Source organism: [Clostridium] symbiosum (assembly GCA_036419695.1).
Taxonomy (GTDB): Bacteria; Bacillota; Clostridia; order Lachnospirales; family Lachnospiraceae; genus Otoolea; species Otoolea symbiosa_A.
Map to the genome: position 1 here is coordinate 4,078,286 of CP143946.1, position 23,371 is coordinate 4,101,656.

18 protein-coding genes and 1 riboswitch are annotated in these 23,371 nt (G+C 50.0%); of the genes, 1 reads left to right on the forward strand and 17 read right to left on the reverse strand.

Annotated elements, in window-relative coordinates; translation table 11 throughout:
- Window positions 1–268: 268 nt before the first annotated feature.
- The 15 genes from V3C10_18395 to V3C10_18465 all read right to left on the reverse strand — a co-directional run bounded on the left by V3C10_18395 (window position 269) and on the right by V3C10_18465 (window position 18,026).
- Window positions 269–1,282 carry a sugar ABC transporter permease YjfF gene (locus V3C10_18395; GenBank protein ID WVP61257.1) on the reverse strand — a complete coding sequence of 338 codons (1,014 nt, stop codon included), beginning with the start codon at window positions 1,280–1,282 and terminating at the stop codon, window positions 269–271.
- Entirely contained in the window at window positions 1,282–2,343 is a 1,062-nt protein-coding gene (locus V3C10_18400) for an ABC transporter permease (protein ID WVP61258.1), read from the reverse strand. Before V3C10_18400 ends, V3C10_18395 begins: the two co-directional genes overlap by 1 nt.
- A 1-nt stretch (window position 2,344) precedes the next feature.
- Window positions 2,345–3,862 carry a sugar ABC transporter ATP-binding protein gene (locus tag V3C10_18405; protein WVP61259.1) on the reverse strand — a complete coding sequence of 506 codons (1,518 nt, stop codon included), beginning with the start codon at window positions 3,860–3,862 and terminating at the stop codon, window positions 2,345–2,347.
- A 114-nt stretch (window positions 3,863–3,976) separates the two neighbouring features.
- A complete protein-coding gene (locus V3C10_18410) occupies window positions 3,977–5,053 on the reverse strand; it encodes an ABC transporter substrate-binding protein (GenBank protein ID WVP61260.1) in 1,077 nt (358 codons plus the stop codon).
- 264 nt (window positions 5,054–5,317) lie between these two features.
- Window positions 5,318–6,877 (reverse strand): sensor histidine kinase, encoded by a 1,560-nt coding sequence (locus tag V3C10_18415; protein ID WVP61261.1) that lies wholly within the window; start codon window positions 6,875–6,877, stop codon window positions 5,318–5,320.
- A complete protein-coding gene (locus tag V3C10_18420) occupies window positions 6,867–7,985 on the reverse strand; it encodes a response regulator (protein ID WVP61262.1) in 1,119 nt (372 codons plus the stop codon). Before V3C10_18420 ends, V3C10_18415 begins: the two co-directional genes overlap by 11 nt.
- An 889-nt stretch (window positions 7,986–8,874) precedes the next feature.
- A complete protein-coding gene (locus V3C10_18425; protein WVP61263.1) occupies window positions 8,875–9,528 on the reverse strand; it encodes an HAD family phosphatase in 654 nt (217 codons plus the stop codon).
- The gene (locus tag V3C10_18430) at window positions 9,525–10,544 is read right to left on the reverse strand and encodes an alcohol dehydrogenase catalytic domain-containing protein (GenBank protein ID WVP61264.1); all 1,020 of its coding nucleotides are present in this window, start codon (window positions 10,542–10,544) and stop codon (window positions 9,525–9,527) included. Before V3C10_18430 ends, V3C10_18425 begins: the two co-directional genes overlap by 4 nt.
- Before the next feature lie 161 nt (window positions 10,545–10,705).
- Window positions 10,706–11,554 carry an SDR family oxidoreductase gene (locus tag V3C10_18435; protein ID WVP61265.1) on the reverse strand — a complete coding sequence of 283 codons (849 nt, stop codon included), beginning with the start codon at window positions 11,552–11,554 and terminating at the stop codon, window positions 10,706–10,708.
- Window positions 11,555–11,585: 31 nt separating this feature from the next.
- The gene (locus tag V3C10_18440) at window positions 11,586–12,860 is read right to left on the reverse strand and encodes a TRAP transporter large permease (protein WVP61266.1); all 1,275 of its coding nucleotides are present in this window, start codon (window positions 12,858–12,860) and stop codon (window positions 11,586–11,588) included.
- Window positions 12,854–13,354 carry a TRAP transporter small permease gene (locus V3C10_18445; GenBank protein ID WVP61267.1) on the reverse strand — a complete coding sequence of 167 codons (501 nt, stop codon included), beginning with the start codon at window positions 13,352–13,354 and terminating at the stop codon, window positions 12,854–12,856. Before V3C10_18445 ends, V3C10_18440 begins: the two co-directional genes overlap by 7 nt.
- Window positions 13,355–13,391: 37 nt before the next feature.
- Entirely contained in the window at window positions 13,392–14,480 is a 1,089-nt protein-coding gene (locus tag V3C10_18450; protein WVP61268.1) for a TRAP transporter substrate-binding protein, read from the reverse strand.
- 31 nt (window positions 14,481–14,511) lie between these two features.
- Window positions 14,512–15,528: a 5-dehydro-2-deoxygluconokinase gene (iolC, locus tag V3C10_18455; GenBank protein WVP61269.1), complete on the reverse strand. Its 1,017-nt coding sequence runs from the start codon at window positions 15,526–15,528 to the stop codon at window positions 14,512–14,514.
- Window positions 15,529–15,584: 56 nt separating this feature from the next.
- On the reverse strand, window positions 15,585–16,403 hold the full coding sequence (locus V3C10_18460) for a ketose-bisphosphate aldolase (GenBank protein ID WVP64660.1): 819 nt from the start codon (window positions 16,401–16,403) through the stop codon (window positions 15,585–15,587).
- A 468-nt stretch (window positions 16,404–16,871) separates the two neighbouring features.
- On the reverse strand, window positions 16,872–18,026 hold the full coding sequence (locus V3C10_18465; GenBank protein ID WVP61270.1) for an iron-containing alcohol dehydrogenase: 1,155 nt from the start codon (window positions 18,024–18,026) through the stop codon (window positions 16,872–16,874).
- 208 nt (window positions 18,027–18,234) lie between these two features.
- Between V3C10_18465 and V3C10_18470 the strand changes: the two genes are divergently transcribed.
- Window positions 18,235–19,005, forward strand: coding sequence for a DeoR/GlpR family DNA-binding transcription regulator (locus V3C10_18470; protein WVP61271.1), 771 nt, complete (start codon window positions 18,235–18,237; stop codon window positions 19,003–19,005).
- Between the two features lie 115 nt (window positions 19,006–19,120).
- Here the strand turns inward: V3C10_18470 and mgtE are convergent, their stop codons facing one another.
- Complete coding sequence (mgtE, locus tag V3C10_18475) at window positions 19,121–20,452, reverse strand: magnesium transporter (GenBank protein ID WVP61272.1); 1,332 nt, start codon at window positions 20,450–20,452, stop codon at window positions 19,121–19,123.
- Window positions 20,453–20,807: 355 nt separating this feature from the next.
- Window positions 20,808–20,975, reverse strand: a riboswitch (M-box (ykoK) riboswitch).
- A 163-nt stretch (window positions 20,976–21,138) separates the two neighbouring features.
- Complete coding sequence (gene brnQ, locus V3C10_18480; GenBank protein WVP61273.1) at window positions 21,139–22,482, reverse strand: branched-chain amino acid transport system II carrier protein; 1,344 nt, start codon at window positions 22,480–22,482, stop codon at window positions 21,139–21,141.
- Between the last annotated feature and the right edge of the window lie 889 nt (window positions 22,483–23,371).

Below are 23,371 nucleotides of genomic sequence, written 5' to 3' on the forward strand. Positions count from 1 at the left end.
TTTTTACTGCCAATCAGCGGCGAAACACTCACTCTGCTAGCCTCTCATAGCCAATCAGCAGCGAACACTCCCTTTACTAACCTTTCATAGCCAATCAACAGCCAACTCTCTCCGCTAACCTTTCATACCAAGCCCACACAAACTCACGCTCCACCCTTCAACACACTCAGGCTCCAGCCGCCAAAGCAGGGCCGCCACCCTACCTCTCCCCCTCCGCCCCGCGACCCCTACCGCCGCAGTATCCTAACCAATTTCCACCATTCCTCAACTACTTTTTCTTCTTCATCATCGCCAACACCGACTGCAGTACAATAAAGAAGCACAGCAGAGCCGCAATCGTAATCCTGGTCCACCAGGACGACAGCGTACCCTGGAATGTGATAAACGCCTCAATCGTCGCCTTAATCATAACGCCGAACAGCGTACCCACCACGTTTCCGACGCCGCCCGTCAGGAGCGTTCCGCCGATGACGGAGGATGCGATGGCGTCCATCTCAAAGCCTTTGGCCTGTTCCACGAATCCGCCCAGTGTGTTAAGGCAGAAGAGAACGCTTCCGATTCCGCATAAAAATCCGTCTAACACATAGGCTTTCAGTTTCACCATGCGCACATTTAAACCAAGCATAAGGGAGGACTGCTGGTTTCCGCCCACCGCGTAAATGCTGCGGCCGAACTTTGTGTATTTCAGCATGATAAACGCAAGCACGAGAAGCGCGAGGGCAATTACAACGGTCGGATAGATATACGGCTGAATCAACATGCCTTTTTTATTCAGATATCCGCCGAAGGGAAGATATATCTTGGCTTTCGCCCATGCCATAAAAGTTTCATTGGTGATACTGATCATATCTTTAGAAATAATCGCCGTCATGCCTCTGGCAAAGAACATGCCCGCCAGCGTTACGATAAATGGCTGGATATCCATATAGGCGACTAAAAATCCCTGTACAAGGCCGAACACAATTCCCGTAATCAATACGATGATAACGGCTGGAACGGCTCCGATTCCGCCTTTTTCCATCATCCATGCAAGCATCATGCAGCCCATGGCTACGAAGGAACCGACGCTGATATCAATTCCGCCCGTAATCATGACAATCGTCATGCCGATGCCGATTACAATCAGCCCGGCGTTGGAAATGAAAAGATTTAAAAAGTTCTGTGTCTTGGCAAAGCCCTGGTCCTTAAACAGTACGCATCCGATTCCATACATCACAAAGAAAAGCACAATTGTAATCAGGAGAAGGAAGCTGGTCTGGTTCAGTTGTTTCTTATTCTTCATTATGCTGCCTCCTTTTCCGATGCAAGTCTTAATTCTTTCTTTTTGGCAAGAGATTTACGCCATCTCTCAAATCCCGGTGACTGGAGCGTTACAATAATCACTACGACAATCGCCTTATATACCGGTACCTGGTCGGAAGAAACGTGCATCGCGTAGAGCGTGGTCGTCAGCGCCTGGATGGTATAAGCTCCGATTACAGAACCTGCGATGGAGAATTTACCGCCGCCCAGTGAGTTGCCTCCGATGGCAACAGCCAGGATGGCATCCAGTTCCATGTTAAGACCGATGTTGTTGGCATCCGCCGAATAGATACGGCTGGATGAAATCAGCCCTGCAAGGCCGGAACAAAGGCCGCAGTACGCATAGGTAAGGAAAATAATCATGACTGATTTGATACCAATCAGCCTGGAAGCTCTCTTGTTGATGCCGACCGACTGGATATACATGCCGAGGGCCGTCTTCTTAAGTATAATCGATGTCACGGCCACAACTACGATTGCCACGATAAACGGCGTCGGAACCGGAACTCCTGGGAAGGAAGCACCGAGAATTTTGTAGCTGTCGACGCGGACATAAGTAATCTGTCCGTCTGTAATCAGCTGGGCGATACCTCTGCCCGCCGTGAACATAATCAGTGTCGCAACCATCGGCTGGATATTCAGTTTGGAAACGAGAAATCCGTTAAAGCAGCCGATGAGGATTCCTACCGCAATGGCAGCGATAAATCCCAGAAACAACGGGTTGGCAAATTCCGTCGCCGCCCTCTCGCCGCCCGATAAGATATTACAGCAAACCGCCGCGCTCACCGCCATGATGGCGCCGACGGAAATATCGGTTCCGGCCGATGAGGAAACGACAAGAGTCATGCCGATTGCCAGAATAACAAGCTCCGAAGCACGGTTGATAATGTCGATAATGTATCCGTAGAGCACCCCGTCCCTGAGTGAAATGGCAAAGAAGTTCGGAGTCGTTACGACATTGACGAGCAGCACCAGAGCGAGGCAGAAAATCGGCAGGAACAGCCGCTGTGATGTTATTTTCTTTAAAGTATCATTTTTCATATTACTGACCTCCTGCAATGGTTGACATAATCGTTGACTGGTTCATTTCTTCCCCGTCCAGCTCCCCGACCTTTGCGCCGTCACGCATTACCACCATGCGGTCGCAGGTTCTGAGCATTTCCTCAATTTCAGAAGAGATAAATACCACAGCCATGCCCTCTTCCGCCAGTTTCACAACCAGCTTCTGAATCTCCGTCTTGGTGCCGACGTCGATACCTCTGGTGGGCTCGTCGAGAATCAGGAAATCCGGATTTGTCAGGAGCCATCTTCCGATAATTACCTTCTGCTGGTTGCCGCCCGACAGCGATTTAATCGGAGTTTCCCGGCTGGCCGTCTTAATCTGGAGCATTTCGATATATTTATCCGTATATTCTTCCTGTTGTTTTCTGCTGAGCAGACGGAACATGCCGCGCTTTGCCTGAAGGGCCATAATCAGGTTTTCCCTGACGGACAAATCCGCGATGATGCCCTCGTTCTTCCGATCCTCCGGCAGGTAAGCCATGCCTTCATTCATTGAAGCAATCGGATGTTTCGCCGATATTTTCTTTCCCTTGATGGAAAGTTCTCCCTCGTCGGAACGCTCCGCCCCGTAAATCACCCTGACCGTCTCCGATCTTCCCGAACCGAGCAGCCCGGTAAAGCCGATTACCTCGCCTTTATGGATCACAAGGTCAAACGGTTTTATGTAACCTTTCTTTCCGAGTCCGGCCGCCTTAATGACAATATCGTCCTCGCCATGTACGATCTCGGCTCCTTTTTCCTCCTTAATAGCCGCCAGGTCGTCGAAGTCCTTGCCCATCATCTTGGCTACAAGCTGTACCCTCGGAAGCTCCGCCGTTGTGTACTGGCCTACGAGCTGGCCATTTCTGAGCACCGTAATTTTATCGCATACCGCATATACCTGCTCGAGGAAATGAGTAACGAAGATGATCCCGACCCCCTCCGACCTGAGTTTCCTCATCAGGTCAAAAAGCTTCTCCACCTCTCCGTCATCCAGTGAGGATGTCGGCTCATCCAGGATCAGGACCTTGGCCGACATATCCACGGCGCGGGCAATTGCGATCATCTGCTGGATCGCGATGGAGTAATTGTCAATCGTCTTCGTAACATCTGCATTTATATCAAGGCTGTCTAACAGCTCACTTGCTTTCCTGTTCATGGTCTTCCAGTCGATCAGCCCCCCTCTTCTCGGTTCCCTGCCGATAAAGAGATTTTCCGCTACCGTCAGGTTCGGACAGAGGTTGATCTCCTGATAAACGGTACTGATACCCTTCTGCTGCGCTTCCTGAGGGCTGCGGTTGATGATGGTGTGATCACAGCCGTCGATCATGATTTCCCCCGTTTCAAACTCCTCTACTCCTGTCAGAACTTTAATCAGCGTGGACTTGCCAGCGCCGTTTTCACCCATCAGGGCATGTATCTCACCTTTTTTGAGGGTGAAATCCACATTCTGCAGAGCTTTTACACCTGGGAATGTCTTATATATATGCCTCATTTCAAGAACGGAATCCTTTTCCATAAAAGCTTTGCCTCCTTTTTTACACACAAAAGGAGACGCAGGGAGGAAACCTAAGCCTCCGGCCCCACGCCTCCTGATTACTAAATCAATATTGGCCTATGTAGATATGTTTAATTAGTATGCTCTTTCTTTTAAGATGTTCTCAAGATCCATGCTTGTATCGAAGTATGCTTCATCTACGTACTGAATCTTCTCAACTGTCTCGCCTTTTTCCAGTTTCTGGATGATTTCAGCTACACGTGGTCCGTGAAGTGGGTTGCACTCGAACGTTGCGTTTAAGTCGCCTGCGATCATGGATTCAAATGCTGCCTTAACAGAATCGAAGCCAACTACGATAATGTCGCCGTCTGGTCCGCATGTTTTGCCTGCTGCCTTGATGGCATCGATTGCGCCGAATGCTTCATTGTCGTTCTCACAGATTACAACATCGATGTCGTCATAGCTCTTTAAGAAGGACTCCATAACTTCCTGTCCCTTAGCCTGTGTGAATTCACCTGTCTGCATATCAAGCATTTTCCAGTTGGAATGCTCTTTGAGGATGTTTGCAAAACCTTCTGTACGGCCAACCTGAGCGGATGCGCCGATTGTACCCTGGATTGTTACGATATTGATGTCTTCGCCTTCGCGTCCCTGTGCTTTTAAGTAATCAGCCAGCCAGTTTCCGCATGTCTCGCCTTCTTTAACGAAGTTTCCGCCTACCCATGCTTCAAAGAGGGAATCGTCAGATACCTGCATCATACGGTCGGAAAGAATAACCGGGATGCCTGCTTCTTTTGCTTCTTCAAGAACGGTCTCCCATCCTGTCTCAACTACAGGAGCTACTACGATGTAATCTACATCCTGCTGGATAAAGGAACGGATTGCCTTAATCTGGTTTTCCTGTTTCTGCTGAGCGTCGTCAAAAATGAGCTTGTAGCCGTTTTCTTCCGTAAATGTAGATTTGAAAGACTCTGTATTAGCGGTTCTCCAGTCAGACTCGGCGCCAACCTGTGCGTATCCGACTGTGATGAGCTCTTTGTCACCTGTCTCTGCTGCTGCCTCTTTTGCTTCTGTTTCTGCGGCTGCTGCTTCAGTCTCTGCAGGTGCTGCCGCCTCGGTTGCCGGTGCTGTCTCAGCCGGTTTGCTGGAGCATGCTGTCATGGACACTGCCATTGCCACGGTAAGAGCTGCTGATAAAAATCTTTTTTTCATAGTACTTCTTCCTCCTTGTTTTTGGGTTACTTTTTGTCGCTGTTTTCCATTGCGTCCGGTGGAAAGAATCTTGTCTGTCCATCGTCTTTTCAAAGTGAAAAGTATTTTTTACTTATCATCTTTATGTTTATATTATAAAAGATGCCCTGCAATTTATAAACAGAGCATCTTTTGAAAAAGGTTAAAATTTTTTCACTGTTTTCCATCCTTTTTCCGGATTTTCCCCCGGTCAAGAGAAAAAACTTGTGATTTTTTTCGAAAAGTTTATGATTTTTTTCGATTTTCTTTTAAAAAGCTTCCCAGGTACACTTTGATGCAGGTTCCCACGTCGGGTTCCGACTCAACCGTGATGTCGGCTCCCTCCCCATAATACATCCTAATCCGCTGCGCCACATTATTCAAGCCAAAACCGCCTTTTTTGCTGACCTCGATATTGCCGTTGCCCTTAAGCTTCTGTCTCAGGCTGCGGAGCATCTTTTCGTCCATTCCGATTCCGTTGTCCTCCACTTCAAAGACGATTCCGTTCCTGTCCTCGTAGCCGCGCACGGTAATGGAACCGCCTCCCCGTTTATTTTTTATCCCGTGGTACAGGGCATTCTCCACAATCGGCTGGAGAATCATTTTAAGGACAATCTTGTCCTTGATTGACGGTTCAATATTGATCCTGTAGTCCAGAATGTCCTCATATCTGATCTTCTGGATTTTCAGATAGCTGCGGATATGGGACTCTTCCTCGGCTATCGTGATAAAATCATTGCCGCCCGAGAGCACCGTCCTGAAGAAATCACTCAGATCGGTGGTCATCTCCACCACCTGCCGGTTATTGCCGCCCTCCGCCATCCAGACAATGGAATCCAGCGTATTGTAGAGAAAATGCGGGTTAATCTGTTCCTGGTGAAGCTTCAGCTCTGCCTCCCTGAGGTTCTTCTGCTCCTGCCTCGTCTTCTCCATCAGCCCTGCAATCTCGTCGCTCATCCTGTTCAGCGTCCTGCCGAGCACATTGATTTCTTCCAGGCCGCACATCTTTGCCCTGGCCTCCAGCTCTCCGCGTCCCAGCCGTTCGGCCGTCTGCTTTAAATTGTTGATGGGATTTGTCACCGACTTTGTGATCATCACCGAAAGCGTAAAACCGACCACCAGGACTCCGGCCAGGAGCGCCAGAAATCCTCCTACAATCTGTTTTGTATGTAACTCCAGCTCCTTCTGCAAATCTTCCATTTTAAGAATTTCATAGTAGTTGTACTGGGTAATGTAGTCCTGAATCATGGAACAGAGCCCCTGGATATCATTTTCCCAAATGTTAAAATTTTCATCGTAGGTTCCGGCCAGCTTGGAATTCCCGATCATCTTGTTCACCGCTTTTTCCAGCGAATCCAGGCATGATAAAATTCCCCTGATTTTAATATCACTGTCCGATCCCGGCGTCCGCTCCACCGTATTGGAAAAGGCATACCGGGCGGAATTAATCAGATTCACCGGATTCTTGACTACGGTCGCATACCGGCTTTCTCCTTCTATAATATCACCGTTCTCAAACTGACCCGCATCGATCAGACCAATCATAACGCGGTACATGGAGTATTCCATCTCTTCCTTGAATTTAAGATTATACTCATTGGCAACCTTCACATTAGCCATGATATTTTTATACGAATTGGAATAATTGCGGATCATGACGAGAATTCCCAGCACCATCCCGGTCAGGGGGATTGCTATGACAAACAGAAGAAGGGTCAGACGCATCTTCAGTGTCACCTTCCTAAGGCCCGTTCTCCTGTCCTCAGACTGACTCGCCGTCTCCCGGCTGCTGTTCTCAGTTATCATTTTTAACTTCCTTTGCTTTGAATTCCTTCGGCGACTGTCCCGTTATCTTTTTAAACGTCGAACTGAAATAGTGGGGATCATTATATCCCACGCGTTCCCCAATCTCCGCCGTCCTGAGCGTCGTGCATTTTAAGAGCTCGCAGGCCTTGTCGATCCTGACCTTTGTGAGATATTCGATAAACGACTGGCCCGTCTCCTGCTTGAAGATGGAACTGAAATAGCTCGGGCTGACTCCGATATGGTTGGCTATCATATTCAGGGAAAAATCGCTTTTCCCATAGTTTTCCGCAATATAATCCCTGGCCTCCCGGATCAGCGTGCCGTACCGGTCGTTCGAAACCCTGTCCCGCATCGTCAGCGCAAAAACAAAGAGATCCTTCAGATACATCAGCGTCGTCTCCACACTCACAATCGCCTTGGGAATCAGTTTAATATCCCTGCGCTCCTCCGGCACATCCTCCAATTGGACGTTGATTCCTTTCATGAATTCCTGGACGCAGTAGAAGATATCCATCACCATATACTGCCGGAGCAGGAGGGACTTATAATTGTGTTCTCCCACGGCCTGGAAGTATTCATCCACGAAAAGATCGCACTCGTCCAGGGAACCCAGTTTCAGAAAATCTTCTATCAGCTTCCGGTCCACCCCGCTGTAATCCGTCTTGTCCAGGAATTCCGTATACTTCTCATAGCTGACAAAATACCGTTCCAGGAGCCTGCTCTTCTCCCGCTCCTCCCGGACAGTTTCCGCCACCTTCTTAAGCGCATCAATCAGATTTACCGACGTAACAGGTTTTAAAAGATAATCGCTGATGCCTATTTTAATCGCCTCTTTGGCATAGTCGAATTCATTATAACCGCTTAATATAATAATTTTCGTCTGGGGCAGCGCCTTTTTCACAAGACGGCTGAGTTCCAGTCCGTCCATGAACGGCATCTTCACGTCGGTCACAAGAATGTCCGGTTCCGTCTTTAAAATAAGAGGATAGGCATACTCTCCATCCCCCGCTTCCCCCACAAATTCGAATCCGTTGGCATTCCAGTCGATATTGTCACGTATCCCGCGGCGTATGATGGCCTCGTCCTCTACTAAGAATACTTTTATCATAATTCCCCCCTGTGGCAGGCCCGGCTGGGGCCTGGTATGATGTTTAAGCAGATGTTATAAATGCGTCCCATGTGTCTGGATGCATGTATTATTTTTTACATCATATCATATGAAGGGAGGAATTGCCAGATAAGGAAATAGGGATTTAATTGAGATGCGAGGACGCCTCTGTAAGACGGCGGACGGGGGAGTGGGAGGGTGTGTATGAGTCTTCAGTCCCGGTTGGTAGATTGTCGTGAGGGAGAATCCGGAGAAAAAAATTCCTGCGGGGACTCGCTCCCGCTGGTGAAGCGCGCAGCGGATGCTAAGCTCGGAAAAAGCATTCTCGCTAAGCACCGGCGGGCTTCAAGGTCCCCTTCGGAAAGTTTTTCTCCTCCTTCCCCGGGCAGGTTGTCGACGGGACTGAAGACTCAGCCAAGGAGATTGCCCCGTCCGCCGGCTTCAGGGGCTGACTGTCTCTTCCGTCAAGTGCGGAGGGAGGTCTTGTCGCGGCCACTATGTAGTCGTGAACCTTTTACCTTTTGAAGGTATTTCGGATTGAATTCGAGGTAATGTAGTGGCAGCGACAATACCTCCCCCTTTGAAGGAATAAGAACAAATCAGCGGCCGCAGGCCGGGGTTCGGGATGGCGAAAACCTTCGCGTCTTCAGTCCCGTCGAAAACCTGCCCGGGGAAGGAAGGAGAAAACTTTCCGAAGGGGACCTTGGAATCCGCCGGTGCTTGATGAGGTTTTACCGAATCTAGCATCCGCTGCGTATTCCACAAGCGGGAGCGAGTCCCCGTAGGAATTTTTTCTCCTGGATTCCCCCTCACCACAACCTACAGCCCGGGACTGAAGACTCACAACCTCCCCTCACCATCCCGCCCCCCGGCCGTCCCGGCGGCGTTCTCATCTCCTCTCAAAAAATCCCCCGGCCTCACCCAGATTCCCAATCACCCGGTAACATTTTGCCCTGAGCGCATCATCCGGCCACGTCAAATCCGGCACCATAACGGGAATACAGCCTGCGCGTGACGCCGCCTCAATCCCATTTGAGCTGTCCTCGAAGACCATCGTTCTGCTGCAATCCGTGCCCAGGCACTCCGCCGTCCTGATGAAAATATCCGGCCACGGCTTTGCGTGCTCCACCTCGTCCCCGCAGACTATCACATTAAAATACTCCCGGATACCGGCGTTTTCCAGATTGGACAATGCCGTCTGCCGGCTGCTTCCGGTGGCGACGCCCATGGGGATTCTCTTATTTTTCAGAATTTCCAACAGCTGGTAAAGTCCCGGTTTGACCGGTATTCCCAGTTCTCTTATCCTGTCTTCGGCATATTTAAGCCGTATCTGAAGAGCCTGCTCGTAGTCGAAATTCCCGCCGTAGCGCGCTTTGAATTTCCGTTTTGCATCCTCACGGTTGCAGCCCCTGATTCCGGCCACCATTTCTTCGCCGACAGGATATCCAAGTATCCTGCCGGCTTTTTTCCAGCCCTCCAGTCCGAGCCGTTCCGTGTCGAACATCAGGCCGTCCATATCAAATATTACGCCTTCTATTATCATAATAATGCTATCAGCTTCAGCCAGTCTCCCGGGCAGGCGTCCAGGTGGGCAATCGCCTCCGGCAGTTCCTCAAAGGAAACTGCTTTTGAAATGATGTTGGCCGCCGGAACCCTGCCGGAAGAAATCAGCTCTGCCGCCTCCACAAATTCCTTTGTCACTCCGGTCCGCGAACCGATAATCTGCAGCTCTTTTCTTGTAACCACTGCAGTGGGAAGTTCTACCGGCTTATTCGGCCAGCCGGTAAGCGCCACTCTTCCCGTGGACGCTGCATAGTCCAGCGCATTCCTGACTCCGGCCGCAGAACCCGAAACCTCGGATACACATTCCGCCATCCGTCCGCCGGTTATCTCTTTGATATAAGAAACCGCATCATCCGTCATGGAATTCACGGTATGCGTTATACCCAAAGTCTTTGCCAGTTCCAGCCTCTGATCCACAATATCCACCATAATGGGGATTCCTCCGTAAGCCAGAGCCGCCATCCCCACCAGCATGCCGATGGCCCCGGCTCCGATAATTGCGATGTGCTCGCCCTCTTTCAGTTTCAGGCTGTGAACCGCATGGAGTGCAATGACAAGAGGCTCGGTCACGGCCAGTTCCTCCCATGTCATGGAGTCCGGCACCTTCACCATATGGCTCAGAGGGTGTGTAAAATATCTGCTCATACTGCCCCCGGTCTGCACTCCCAGAACTTTCAGGGATTCGCAGCAGTTCGTTCTTCCCTGGGAACAGGGATAGCAGGAACCGCAGTAAAGATACGGATCCAGGACGACCCGGTCGCCCTTTCTGATCCCATAGGAATTTCCTTCCTCCACCTCCGTGACAATCCCGGCCGTTTCATGCCCTATCACAAGAGGATATGATACGTTCGGACTCTTTCCCGCATAGGCGTGGACATCGGAACCGCAGACCCCCAGAGCCTTCACCTCGATGACCGCACACCCTTCCCTCCACTCTGCATCCTGAATTTCCGCCACGCGGATTTCTCCCGGCTTATCAATCATGATTGCTTTCATTGTATATTACCTTCCTTTATATCGCCCATTTCACCATAATGTCCCGCTGAATTTCCCGTCCGGCATGAAGTTTTCGCCTGGCATGAAGTTCCCGTCCGGCATCATCACACGCGCTGCCGTGCATGGCAAAATATGTTTTAAGTTTCCTCCGCCCCGGCAGTTTATACACCGCTGTAGGCCGTATATCCCCCGTCCACCGGAAGAATGGCGCCGGTAATAAACGATGCGGCCTCATCATCCAACAGAAACAGCAGCGCTCCCGACAGCTCTTCCGGTTTCCCCAGACGCTTCATCGGGGTTCCCTCAATAATCTTATTAAGGCGTGCAGTCGGCGTCACCCCATCTTTTTCATAGAACAGGGCCTGTGTCTGGTTGGTAGATAAAAAGCCGGGGGCAATGGCGTTGACGCGTATCGATGTCTCTGCAAAATAGGTGGCAAGCCACTTCGTAAAGTTGCCGACCGCTTCTTTTGCCGCCGCATAGGCCGGGATTTTCGTCAGAGGAAGGAAGGTGTTTACCGATGCAATATTGATAATATTACATGGTTCTTCTCCAAGCATATCCGCCGCGAATTCCTGGGTTGTCAGAAATGCGCCCGTAAAATTCAGGTCGAAAACAAACTTCCAGCTCTCTTTATCTATATCAAAAAACGTCTTTTCATGTCCCATCTGGCATGGTCTGAATCCCTCGCTGTCCGTTGTCGCCCTGGGATTGTTGCCTCCCGCCCCGTTGATCAGAATCCGGCAGGGGCCAAAGGCACGCGTTACAAGCCCGTGCGCCTCTTTTAAGCTGTCCGCAGACAAAACATCGCATCCGACTGCCAGCGCAGTCCCGCCTTCGGCCGCTATCTCATCCGCCACTTTTTCCGCGGCCGCCTCGTTAATATCAAGCACAGCCACGTTGGCACCGGCCGCCGCCAGCACCTTTGCCATATATCCGCAGATAACGCCTCCGGCTCCCGTAATGACGGCAGTTTTCCCTGACAGCGATACATTTAATGTAAGTTTCATTCTCTATCCTCCTCTTTCATTGCATCGGTGATTAGAACAGCAGCCTTGGAAGCGCCAGTGAGATTTGGGGGACGAAAATCAGCAGAAGAATTACCACACAGATAATTCCCAGGTACGGCGCCAGATATTGAAGGGCATCCTTCATCTTCGCCTTTGCAATTCCCATGGTAATAAACAGCACGCCTCCAACCGGCGGAGTCACTCCCGCATAGACAAGGGTGATAACCATAATCAGGGCAAACTGGATAGAATCGATTCCATACTGTGCGGCTACCGGCATCAGAATCGGCGCACAGATGATCGTCGCGGACAATGTCTCAATAAACATCCCGACAAACAGTAAAAACAGAACTAAAAGTATCATGATGATGTATTTATTATCCGTCAAACCGGTGAGGAATGTGATAATCATTTTCGGAAATTTCTCGTAAGCCACAAGCCAGCTGAAGATCGAAGCTCCCGCCACAATCAGAAGGGCCATCCCCGTCATTGAAGCCGCCTTAAGGAAAATCCTCGGAAGATCCCGGTAAGTAAATTCTTTGTATACAAACATGCCGATGATAAGGGCATACACGACTGCAATCGCTCCCGACTCCGTAGGGGTGAATACGCCTGAAACAATTCCGCCGATAATAATGAGGGGCATGATAATTGCCAGGACGCCGTCTTTAATCGCCGTCATCCTCTCCTTAAAGGGAACGCGTTCCCCTCCCTGTATCCCCAGATGTTTGGCATAAAAATATGTCACAACCGCAACGCCGAGGCCGATAATCAGTCCCGGAATAACGCCGGCCATAAAGCACTCGCCGATGGAAAGGCCCGTTAAAGAACAGTAGATAATCATCGTCAGGCTGGGCGGGATAATCGGTCCCAGGGAACCGGCGCAGGCCTGGATTACCGCCGCGAGTCCGCGGGGATATCCGTTTTTAAGCATCGAAGGAATCAGCATGGAACCGACAGCAGCCGTATCGGCGGCGGCCGAGCCGGACACTCCGGCAAACAATACGCTGGTGCCGATATCCACCATACCGATACCGCCGGTGATATGGCCTACAAATGCCTTTGCAATATTTACAAGGCGTTTGGAGATGCCGCCCGCCTCCATCAGTTCGCCGGAAAGCATGAAAAAGGGGATTGCCATCAGGCTGAATGAGTTGATGGAAGAAAACAGTTTCTGTGCCACCAGCATCGATGAAATCTTATCATCCATGAAAATCGCAACTACAGAGCCGAGGCCGAGTGAAAATGCAATCGGCACTCCCAGCATTAAAAGCACGAAAAACAGTATAAATGCCGTTACTAACATACGCCTGCCCCCTCTCCTTCTTCCTCGCGCGTCCCATTCAGATGAACCAGATAATAACTTATCTGCTCAAAAAACATCAGGACGCCGCCAATCGGGATTGCCGCGCACACAACAGCCATGGGCCAGTGCATGATGGGGGAACTCTCCGCCATCTGGGTCTGGCAGACCAGAACGCCCAGATATGTCATGCATATAAGAAAGACCGCAGACGCCGCGCAGACAATGGTAAACATCACCTTCCAGCTTTTCCCTTTACATGATTCCAGCAGCAAATCAAAACATACGTTTCTCCCTTCCCGGATTGTGATGGAACCTCCCAGATAAACCAGCCAGACAAATGCAAACCTGGCCAGCTCGTCTGCCCACCGGATCGAAGATCCGGCGACATAACGGGCCACTACCTGGGCAAACACAACTGCAACCACCACCATAAACAGAAACGTCACGATAATATTGGTAATTTTCCGCATTGCATCTGAAATTTTATTTAACACAGCGTTTCCCCCTTTCCCCGACACTTCCTTCCGATTGTTATTTCAGGCTCTGAATCTTATCATAAACATCCTGCAGGCTGTTATCTGCGATAAACTTCTGAAGATAAGGGCCAGCCGCCTCTTTAAACGGCGCCAGATCCACCTCTGTAATCTGAACCCCCTCGTCTTCCAGCTTCTTCATGGAATCCTCAAACAATGTGTCTGTGTACTCCAGGAATTTGTCCTGAGCCATCACGGAAACTTCATCGATAACCTGTTTCTGGGCATCCGAGAGATCGTCGTAGACCTTCTGGCTCATGGAGTATGCGGTAAACGTAAATACATGCTTTGTCTGTACGTAGTTCTGGGCAACCTCATAGAACTTCTGTAAGTAAACGTATTCCGGATGTCCCTCCAGCCCGTCGGCAACGCCGGTCTGAACAGCGGTATATGCCTCGCCGGATGGGATAACCGTCGGGTTTGCACCGAATGCTTCAAAGGCGGCGATTGTATGGGGTGCCTCCGGGGTACGCATAATCAGTCCTTTAAATCCGTCAAAACTGTTGACATTCTTGTCCTTTACCAGGGAACTCCTAAAATACAGCGGCTGAATGCTCAGCACGTGGAAACCGCCTTTTTCCGACATCTTGTCACGGATAAAAGAAAGTACTTCCTCATCCTTTACCATTTTAACCGCCTGTTCCCTTGAATCAATCAGATACGGCATATCGAACAGGGCGCCGGCCGGATCATAGTTTGCAAAAAGAGCCGTGTCGGAAAGGGCAATGTCAAGCGTTCCCTGGGACAGGGCCGACAGCGCATCGGCCTGGCCGAACAGCTGGCCGTTGGCGTAGATGTCCACCTTCATTTTTCCTCCGCTCAACTGGTTAACCGCGTCGGCAAATGCCTCCGCATAAACATGGTTGGAATCATCCTCGGAACAGTGATGGGACAGGGTCAACGTCAACTCCTCCACACCGTCCACCGGCGTTACATCCGATCCCGTTTGAGACGTTTCCGTCTTTTCCTTATCCTGTTCCGTAGTCTTTGCATTGCCGGATGTCCCGGCGCTGCCTCCGCACGCGGTCAGAGAAACCGCCATAGCCGCTGCCAAAACAATGCCTGTGAATTTTTTCATTTTTCTCATGTTTTTTCTCCTTTTATTTTTACTCTTTATTTTAGGCTCTCGCCACCATCTCGCCGTACTCGTCTTTGCATTTCCTGATAAAAGCCATGAGCGCTTCGGCGCTCGGCATATCAGCGCTGCAGGCATGGCTCGCCACCAGCATGGCCGCTTCGGCACTGCCCATCTCCAGGCAGTCAATCAGTTCCTTTCCCTCTAAAAGCCCGTACAAAAATGCCGCTGCATAGCCGTCGCCGCCGCCAAAGCCTTTTAATGCCTTGACCGGGAACGGTTTGATTGAATAGCTGTTGCCATCGTAGGCATAGGCCGTGGAACCTTCCCTGCCGTGTTTGATTACGACAATTCTTGCCCCTTTTGCACACCAGGCCTCGGCCGTCTCCACATCTGTTCTCCCCGGGGCAATCAGGCTTTCCGTCAGGTCATATTCCTCGCGTGAGCCGAGAATGATATCTGCCTGGGATGCAACCGCCGAATAGTAAATCGCGATTTCATCATGGTTCTTCCAGTTGTAAGCCCTGTAATCGATATCAAAAATAACAGGAACCTGATTTTTCTTAGCCAGGGAAACCGCCTTTAACGCCGCCTCCCGGGAAGGTGAAGCCGCCAGCGCCGTTCCGGAAATCAAAATCGCTTTTGTGCTCTTTATGTATTCTTCATCGATGTCCTCCACACTGAGTTGAAGATCCGCGATACAGTTGCGGTACATTAGAATACTGCTTTCCGTCGGGCTGAGAATCTCGGTAAACGTAAGCCCCAGCTTTTCTCCATTCCGGCACCTTGAAATATGGGAGGTGTCAATCCCCTCATTTTCAAAATAGCGTTCTACGAAAGTGCCGAACTGGTCATCGGATACCTTTGAGAAAAATCCAATCTTTTTTCCCAGCCTCGCCATCCCCACCGCGATATTGGCAGGGGATCCTCCCACGTACTTTTTGAAGGTCTCACTCTCATAAAGCGGTTTGTTATAATCCAGAGGGTTAAAGTCAATCGCAACGCGTCCTAAAAGGATCAAATCATACTTCCTGCTCTCATCAAATGTAACATACTTCATTTTCTTCTCCTCCCGCCTTCCGGCGCGCCTGAACTCTCTGAATCCGGCGCCGCCGCTTACTGGTTATTAAATACTGAGATACACTTTTTGACATTGTTGTATACATAGCGCACCATCTGTTCATTCAGTTCAAAATAATTGTGTTCTCCGTTTCCGGCCAGATAATCGGCCGCCCCTTTTGTCATGGCGTCAAAATTGGCCGTGGCAATATTGATTTTACGGATTCCGCAGTGAATCGCTTCCCGGAACTGCTCATCCGTGATTCCCGTGCCTCCATGCAGCACCAGAGGGATATCCACTCTGCCCGCAATGTCACGGAGCACATCAAAATTCAGCTTTGGGATTCCTTTGTAATGGCCGTGTGCATTGCCGATCGCGATCGCCAGGGCATCCATCTTCGCCTCATGGGCAAATCTCTCCGCCTCCGCCGCATCCGTATACAGAACCTGATGTTCTCCATTACCCTCATTTCCTCCCACCACTCCCAGCTCCGCTTCCACCGTGGCGCCGTATGGCCCGGCCGCCTCCGCTATCAGATTGGTGAGACGGATATTCTCTTCAAGCGGCCCGTCGGAACCGTCAAACATAACGGAGGTAAATCCGTAATCCAGCGTTTTCTTTATCATCTCCGGAGACTTTCCGTGATCCAGATGGACGGCGATTCTGACTCCGGCCGTTCTGGCCGCCTCCACCATCATGGGGGCAATGTATTCGACCGGCGAATACCCCATCCTCTTTTCCGCAACCTGCAGGATTACCGGTGTATCCATCTCCTCCGCCGCCTGGATTACTCCCATTACGCTTTCCATATTGGCAACATTAAAGCCACCGACGGCTCTTCCGTTCTCATCTGCCTCCGCCAGCAATTCTTTCATCGTGCATATCACAATTCCCCCTCCTGTTCTCTCCCGACTGTTTCTTTCACTTTTTGCCCTGCTTTCTCCTTCTGCTCTTCCGGCAGAGCCGCATCATTTCTTTTCCATGTCTTCTTGACATTTTATGATGTGTTTTTGATTTATTTATTGTTATTTTATGATTCAATGTTAGCATCTTCTCAACTTTCAGTCAATAGTCATTTACATTTTTATTAATTATGCAGATTTTTTCCATGTTTTATTGTGCGTTTTGTATAAACATTTTTATTGACGCTCGTAAAACACACCGCGCCATCACGGAAAAAAGCGTTCCGGGCAAAAAAAGAACAGCTTCTGCCTGCCGGGTTCCTTGAGTGATGTAACTTTCCGGGTCCGGCAGACAGAGTCTGTTCTACTTCTGTGTATCTAATCAGCTTCTGTGTATTAAATATATAACGGTTCCTATTCTGGTCTTATATTCCGATCTTGTTAATCCCACAGCCTCCTGTAAATATTTTTCAAATCCTCTGCATTCAATTCCTTCCTCGTATTGGACGGGCTTCCGCTGATCATTGCGTCCTCAGCCATCTTGCCGATGGAGGAAAAGAAGAGTTCCCTGTCGATTCCATACTCCTCCAGGGTTGGTATCTCCAGTGTGCGGCAGAGTTCCTCCACCGCGTTTAAAAATGCGCGTGCGGCATCCCTGTCGGAGTCCTGTTCCCCAGCGGCGCCGATGGCCCGTCCCAGCTCTCCAAACCGTTCATAGGTTCCGTCCAGCACAAAATCAAAACACTCTTTTATCAGCATGGCATTGGAAATACCGTGTGGTACATGGAACAGCGCTCCAATCGGCCGGCTCATTCCATGGACCACGGTCACGGATGCATTGTTAAAGGCAACTCCCGCCTCCAAAGCCGCCGTCGCCATCTGCACTCTGGCCTCCACATCCTTCCCGTCCCGGAAAGCGGCCGGCAGATACCGGAAGATCCTTTTGACAGCCGAGATCGCAAATACATCGGACAGCAGATTCGCCTTTTTGGAGGTATACGCCTCCGCGGCATGCGTCAGGGCGTCGAGCCCCGTAGCCGCCGTAATCTTTGGCGGAGCCGTCATCGTAAACTGGGGATCCACAATGGCCAGAGACGGCATGATGTCCGCTCCCTTTAACAGCATTTTGACGTCGTTTTCCGTATCCGCAATAATTGTAAACTGGGTGGCCTCAGAGCCGGTCCCCGCCGTGGTTGGTATGGCCACCATCGGGGCGGTATCCGCCTTAATCTCTTTTCCCATCAAATCTGAAATTTTCCCGCCCAATACGGCAAGGACAGCCACCGCCTTCATCGTGTCGAGGGCGCTGCCGCCGCCCAGGGCAATCAGGAAGTCACAGGATGCTTCTTTATAGGCTGCCAGTCCGGCTTCCACCATCCGATCCGTCGGTTCACCGGTGATGCCGTCATAAATCTCATACTTCACCTTTTCTTTTTCCAGGACATCTTCCAGAACTTTTACATTTCCCAGTTCCACCATCACCCGATCCGTCACAATCAGAGCCTTTTTCCCCAGTCCCTTCAGAAGTTCCGCCGCCTCATAAAGCGCATGTTCCCCCATTATTACCTGCTTCGGCATTATAAATTGATTTGCCATTCGTTTCTCCTCCTTGTCAGTTTTTGGTTTGTTCTTGATTCTTTTAGTGTTATTTTGTTTGTACCTTTATTATATTTTAGCATTCGAACATGGTATGTCAATAGTTTTTGGTGTTATTTTGAAATTTTATTGTGTTTTTTTACTATTTTCCTTGTGTTTTGTTTGTATTCTGGTTATAATTAACTCAAGAAAATAAGGAGCTATAAGTATGAGAGTTGAACGAATTAATGAAATTGAACGATATATTTTAGAAAACGGCTCTGTCACCAGCGACAGGCTCTGCGAAATTTTCCGTATTTCCAAGAACACACTGCTGAGGGATCTGAATATTTTGTCCGAGAAAGGAACCATCAAGAAGGTATATGGAGGGGTCACCGCCATGCATCCGCCTTTTTCCGTAAAGGAACTGCTTCCCTTCAATGACAGGGATACGAAAAATATAGATTTGAAAAACAGGATTGCCGGACAGGCTGCCATCCACATTCAGCCCGGAGATACTATTTTTGTGGACACCGGTACTTCGACTTTAAGTATCCTGAGCTATATTACCAACATACAGGGACTGACGATTATTACAAACAGCGTCCAGTTCATGTACCGTGTGCTGAATTTCCCCCATATCAATGTGATTGCCCTTCCCGGCGTACTGAACCACAACACCGCATCGCTTGTGGGTGTACCCTGCATCAACAGTTTGAGCACCTACAATATCAGCAAGGCTTTTATGGCCTGTACCGCTGCCTCCCTGCAGAGCGGAGTGACGAACGCAACTTCCGAAGAATACGAGGTTAAAAAAGTCGCAATGGCCCAGAGCCTGGAACATATTCTTTTAATCGACCATACAAAGTTTAACCAGACCTCCCTGATGACCTATTCGCAGCTTAAAGATTTCGACCTCATTATCACGGATAAACTGCCCGAAAACGATTATATTGAATATTTTAAAACCCACCGGGTGACATTGGAGATCGCTGAATAGGACGTAATTTCCTACGAATCAAAAAAGGACTTTGTTTCAATGAACCTCCCTCAAGCTTCAGATTTAGATTCTGATGCATGAAGGCCGCCTCATTGAAACGAAGTCCTTTCTATCATTACAGATGAAACATCCTGGTAGCCACCGTAAAATAAATGGCAATCGAGCAAGTATCCACCAGCGTTGTGATAATCGGCGAGGCCATAATGGCCGGATCCAGTTTTACTCTCTTGGCCAGCAGCGGCAGGATGCAGCCGATAATCTTGGAAATGATAACCGTGCCAATCAGCGAAACGCTGACAGCGACGGCCAGCCTCATATCGCGGTACATCAGGAAAATTCTCAGTCCGTTGGCCGCAGCCAGTATCACGCCGACGATCAGCGAGATTCTGAACTCCTTGTACATCACCCGGAAAATGTCCTTAAACTTTATTTCATCCAGTGCAATCCCCCTGATAACAAGAGTCGCGCTCTGGGAACCGCAGTTTCCGCCCGTATCCATCAGCATCGGTATAAACGCCACCAGAAGCGGCACAACGGAAATCGCGTCCTCATATCTGGTGAGCAGTGTTCCCGTCATCGTTGCCGACAGCATCAGGACCAGCAGCCAGACAATCCTGTTTTTCGCATGCTGGAACACAGAGGTGTCAAAATACGATTTCTCACTTGGATTCATGGCCGCCATCTTCGTGATATCCTCGGTAGCTTCGTCCACGGCAACGTCCCAGGCATCGTCAACCGTTACGATTCCGACCATCCGCTCCTCCGTATCAAGCACCGGAATCGCCAGCAGATCATATCTGGAAAATAATCTGGCAACCTCTTCCTGGTCCGTGTGGGTGTAGACGGAGATAATATCCGTCTCCATCAGTTCCTCTATCTTCATGTCATCGTCCATCGTCATCAGATCTTTGGCCGAAACAATCCCCGTCAGTTTTCTGTTTTCAAGCACGTAACATGTGTAGATAGTCTCCTTGTGGATTCCCGTTTTCTTGATGTGGGCCAGCGCCTGAGCCACCGTGTTCTCTTTTCTCAGATCCACGTATTCGGTCGTCATAATGCTGCCCGCGCTGTCCTGCGGATAATTTAAAAGCACGTTAATCTGCGCCCGCTTCTCACCGTCCACCGTTTCCAGAATCTGAGTCACGAGGTTGGCGGGAAGTTCCTCCAGCATATCCACCGTATCATCCATGTACAGATCATCCAGGAGTTCTCTCAGTTCCTTGTCGGTGAACATCTGTACAAGATGAGACTGCATTGTGTTATTCATATTTGAAAACACATCGGCCGCCTTCTCCTTGGGAATCAGGCGGAAGGCCGTCGCCATATCCTTATCATCCAGCTCTTCCAGCAGGGACGCAATGTCCACTGCGTTCATCACATCCAGAATACTGCGGACTGCTTTGTATTCCCTCTTTGCCATAAGCTCCATAAAAATATCTCTGTTCATTGTTCAGTCCTCTCTTTCTTCTATTTTGTTTTTCTGTCTGATGAAACACCCGGTACATACACGAGTGATAATTACCTCCGGCATCCATTACGTCTCACCTGCCTTTCCTTTTTTTAATTTTTTATCTATATGGAATCCCACCTGCGGAATTGGAATAACCCCGTTCGCCGGACTCCCGCGCCGGGCGCGGCCGCATAGCGGCCCATTACAGCTTCGCGCGAGTGCGCATCCTGCCCGGAGAGCTTTTTATATCTTAGGCGTATTTTCCCAGACATAAAAAACCCGCTGCCATACGTAGCAGCGGGATCTCAATTATCTGAAATTTTCCATTCCGGCCTATCCGTTTGACCGGATTCCGGAACTGCAACGTACAAGCTTTAGTATCACAGGGCAATAGCATTGCATTAGGTGATGCCTTTACGACATCTCCTGCTAACCAGCGCGTTGTGTCTCCACAAATTTGCGGCAGCAATCTTAGGAATATTCCAAATCCCTGTGGTAACCTCACCTACCGAAGTTTCCATATATTCTGTTTTATGATATGACCAGTCTGCCAAAATGTTACCGGAACTTGAATCCTGACGTTCCATCCGTCTCCATGGCAGCTTAAGTCTGTCGTATTATACAACCATGACGCCGCCCTGTCAACACCTTCAAAACAATTTTACATCATTTTCCCAGTATCTTTACACTTCGCGATCCGGATTGTCAAACTCTGCTTCCCTGTTCTTTCCGCCAAACATCAGGCCGAGCGCCATCCCTGCCGCGGCCGGTATCATCCAGCCCAGTCCCAGCCCATACCCCGGCAGAAGTGAGGCGGCCTTTGTTATCCCTGGAATCGGGAGTTTCGTCTGCTCCAGTGCATAAATGATGCTGACAACGGCAGTCAGAAAGATAGCCCAGGGATACATTCCCTTTCCGCGTCCCGTCCCCCGGTTCATAAATGACAGGACAATCAGCACGATTGCGACCGGATAGATTGCATTCAGCACCGGCACGGAAAAGGCCAGTATCCTATCCAGGCCTGCATTGGCAATCACGACGCTGGTAACGGCAAACAGAATCACCCAGGCATGGTAGCCAATCCGCGGAATCAGTGATGAAAAATAGTTACTGCAGCAGCTTAAAAGTCCGATGCAGGTATTCAGACAGGCAATAAAGAAAATGACGCCGAGGAGGACAGCCCCTGCATTTCCATAGAATTTGCCGGCTGCAAAGGTCAGAATCCTGGCGCCGTTGTCCAGTCCCGCCGCATCCGCCTGTACCTGTCCTCCCACATAGGCAAGCGCGGCATAGACAAGAGCCAGCAGAATTCCGGCTGCTATGCCGCTCCGTATCGTCGTTTTCACTACCTGGCTGTCTTCCTTTACCCCAAGCGCCCTGATGTTAAGGGCAATCACAATGCCAAAATTCAAAGCCGCAATCGTGTCCATGGTCTGATACCCCTCCAGGAAACCGGTGACAGCCGCCGCACCGTTATAAGCTCCGGCCGGTCCGCCCGTAACGGGCTGATGGTGAAAAACACTTCCCGCAAACATGATAAAAATCAGGAACAGAAGCGTCGGGCAGAGTATCTTTCCCAGCCTGTCCGTCAGCCGATCCGGGTTAAATGCCATAAATGCCGCGATGGCAAAAAATACAATGGAATAAATGAGCTGTCCCGCCGCTTTGCCGCTTTCTCCCACCAGAGGCAGCAGCGTCATTTCAAATGATGTGCTGGCTGTCCTGGGAATTGCCAGGCAGGGACCGATCGATAAATAAATCAGGATGGTAAACACCAGGGCAAAGACCGGATGAACGCGCCCCGCCAGCCTGGAAAGCCCGCCCGAACGCGCAACCGCAACGACGCCGAGCACGGGAAGTCCCACCGCACTCACCAGAAAACCTGCTGCCGCAGGCACAATCACCGTTCCGGCCTGTACTGCCAAAAAAGGCGGAAAAATCAGATTTCCCGCCCCGAAAAACATGGAGAAAAGTGTCAATCCCACTATCAGAACTTTTCTCCCGTTTAAAGTTCCCTCTCTGTCCATAAATATATTTCTCCCGTATTATAATTTTAAGTCATAGCAGACATAAAAGTAGTTTATACCGAAATTGATATTTTTACAAGGCAAAGAGGGGGGATTTAGTTGAGAGGCGGGGACGCCTCTGTAAGACGGCGGACGGGGGAGTGGGAGGGTGTATATGAGTCTTCAGTCCCGGTTTATAGGGTGTGGTGAAGGGGAATCCAGGAGAAAAGATTCCTACGGGGACTCGCTTCCGCTTGTGGAGCGCACAGCGGATGCTAAGCTCGAAAGGACCTCGCTAAGCACCGGCGGGCTCCAATGTCCCCTTCGGAATCTTTTCTCCTTCCTTCCCCGGGCAGGTTGTCGACGGGACTGAAGACTCAGGGAAGGTGTCGCCCCGTCCGCCGGCTTCAGGGGCTGATTGTCTCTTTCGTCAAGTGGGGAGGGAGGTCTTGTCGCGGCCACTATGTAGTCGTGAATCTTTTACCTTTTAAAGATGTTTCAGGCTGAATTCGAAGATAAATCCAAAACTAAATTTAATGAGTAAACGAAAAATTGTATGGCCATTCAAGGATAGGCCAGACGCTAAAACATCGACGCATCAATTGAATACCGTGCAGGAGGCATGCTCCTGGAATCCGAGAAAATGTAATGGCAGCGACAATACCTCCCCCCTTTGAAGGAATAAGAACAATTCAGCGGCCGCAGGCCGGGGTTCGGGATATAATGTACCCATAAGTGTGGACACGAAACGAAGTGGGGGCCCCATCTTTTAGACATCCCCCACGCCCCGTTTCCCATATCGTGGACACACCTTATGGAAGGACTGGGGGCGTATCCAGCCCGGGATTATGGCCAGAACATCCCTTTCCCTTCGACACATTCGGTCGCCTATGGTATTCTTAAGCAAGAA

Bases quoted from the DNA above. Each gene is read 5' to 3' on its own strand.
- V3C10_18395 (WVP61257.1), bottom strand. From the start codon at position 1,282: ATGAAGAATAAGAAACAACTGAACCAGACCAGCTTCCTTCTCCTGATT.
- V3C10_18400 (WVP61258.1), bottom strand. From the start codon at position 2,343: ATGAAAAATGATACTTTAAAGAAAATAACATCACAGCGGCTGTTCCTG.
- V3C10_18405 (WVP61259.1), bottom strand. From the start codon at position 3,862: ATGGAAAAGGATTCCGTTCTTGAAATGAGGCATATATATAAGACATTC.
- V3C10_18410 (WVP61260.1), bottom strand. From the start codon at position 5,053: ATGAAAAAAAGATTTTTATCAGCAGCTCTTACCGTGGCAATGGCAGTG.
- V3C10_18415 (WVP61261.1), bottom strand. From the start codon at position 6,877: ATGATAACTGAGAACAGCAGCCGGGAGACGGCGAGTCAGTCTGAGGAC.
- V3C10_18420 (WVP61262.1), bottom strand. From the start codon at position 7,985: ATGATAAAAGTATTCTTAGTAGAGGACGAGGCCATCATACGCCGCGGG.
- V3C10_18425 (WVP61263.1), bottom strand. From the start codon at position 9,528: ATGATAATAGAAGGCGTAATATTTGATATGGACGGCCTGATGTTCGAC.
- V3C10_18430 (WVP61264.1), bottom strand. From the start codon at position 10,544: ATGAAAGCAATCATGATTGATAAGCCGGGAGAAATCCGCGTGGCGGAA.
- V3C10_18435 (WVP61265.1), bottom strand. From the start codon at position 11,554: ATGAAACTTACATTAAATGTATCGCTGTCAGGGAAAACTGCCGTCATT.
- V3C10_18440 (WVP61266.1), bottom strand. From the start codon at position 12,860: ATGTTAGTAACGGCATTTATACTGTTTTTCGTGCTTTTAATGCTGGGA.
- V3C10_18450 (WVP61268.1), bottom strand. From the start codon at position 14,480: ATGAGAAAAATGAAAAAATTCACAGGCATTGTTTTGGCAGCGGCTATG.
- iolC (WVP61269.1), bottom strand. From the start codon at position 15,528: ATGAAGTATGTTACATTTGATGAGAGCAGGAAGTATGATTTGATCCTT.
- V3C10_18460 (WVP64660.1), bottom strand. From the start codon at position 16,403: ATGAAAGAATTGCTGGCGGAGGCAGATGAGAACGGAAGAGCCGTCGGT.
- V3C10_18465 (WVP61270.1), bottom strand. From the start codon at position 18,026: ATGGCAAATCAATTTATAATGCCGAAGCAGGTAATAATGGGGGAACAT.
- V3C10_18470 (WVP61271.1), top strand. From the start codon at position 18,235: ATGAGAGTTGAACGAATTAATGAAATTGAACGATATATTTTAGAAAAC.
- mgtE (WVP61272.1), bottom strand. From the start codon at position 20,452: ATGAACAGAGATATTTTTATGGAGCTTATGGCAAAGAGGGAATACAAA.
- brnQ (WVP61273.1), bottom strand. From the start codon at position 22,482: ATGGACAGAGAGGGAACTTTAAACGGGAGAAAAGTTCTGATAGTGGGA.